Here is an 803-nt window from a genome sequence, read left to right as displayed (position 1 = left end):
TTTTTAACAACCACCGGTTGGACGTGATTGATTGATTCAATTCCACTTTCTTTTGCTGTGTCTACGCCTGCATTATTTGTTGCTTGGTCTATCGCTTGTTTAGCTGCTGTTGCGGCTTCATCTACTTTTGCTTTTGCGGCTACTTTTTCTTCTTCTGTCGCATTTACGTTGTGATCTATTTCTGCTTTCTTAGCTTGTGCAACGTTGTCTATTTCTGCTTTTGCTCGATCTTTTTTAACAACCGCTGATTGGACGTGATTGATTGATTCAATTCCACTTTCTTTTGCTGCGTCCACTCCTGCGTTATTTGTTGCTTGATCTATCGCATTCTTCGCAACTTTTGCAGATTCGTCCACTTTCGCTTTTGCGGCTACTTTTTCTTCTTCTGTCGCATTTGCGTTTTGATCTATTTCTGCTTTCTTAGCTGTAGCTGCTTCATCTATCGACGCTTTCGCTTCATCTTTTTTAACAACCGCCGGTTGGACGTGATTGATTGATTCAATTCCACTTTCTTTTGCTGTGTCTACGCCTGCATTATTTGTTGCTTGGTCTATCGCTTGTTTTGCTGCTGTTGCGGCTTCATCTACTTTTGCTTTTGCAGCTACTTTTTCTTCTTCTGTCGCATTTGCGTTTTGATCTATTTCTGCTTTCTTAGCTGTAGCTGCTTCATCTATCGACGCTTTCGCTTCGGCTTTTTTAACAACCGTTGGTTGGACGTGATTGATTGATTCAATTCCACTTTCTTTTGCTGCGTCCACTCCTGCGTTATTTGTTGCTTGATCTATCGCATTCTTCGCAACTAT

1 protein-coding gene is annotated in these 803 nt (G+C 41.3%); it reads right to left on the bottom strand.

Going from position 1 to position 803, the window contains the following annotated elements; genetic code table 11:
- On the bottom strand, positions 1–803 hold an 803-nt coding region (locus tag KA909_RS12945), incomplete at both ends, for a DUF1542 domain-containing protein (RefSeq protein WP_210130299.1).

The sequence above is a fragment of the Staphylococcus sp. GDX8P54P genome (genome assembly GCF_017893165.1).
GTDB classification, from domain to species: Bacteria; Bacillota; Bacilli; order Staphylococcales; family Staphylococcaceae; genus Staphylococcus; species Staphylococcus borealis.
The sequence above is the reverse complement of the archived record's forward strand: the minus strand, read 5'-3'. Positions and strand labels throughout refer to the sequence as shown.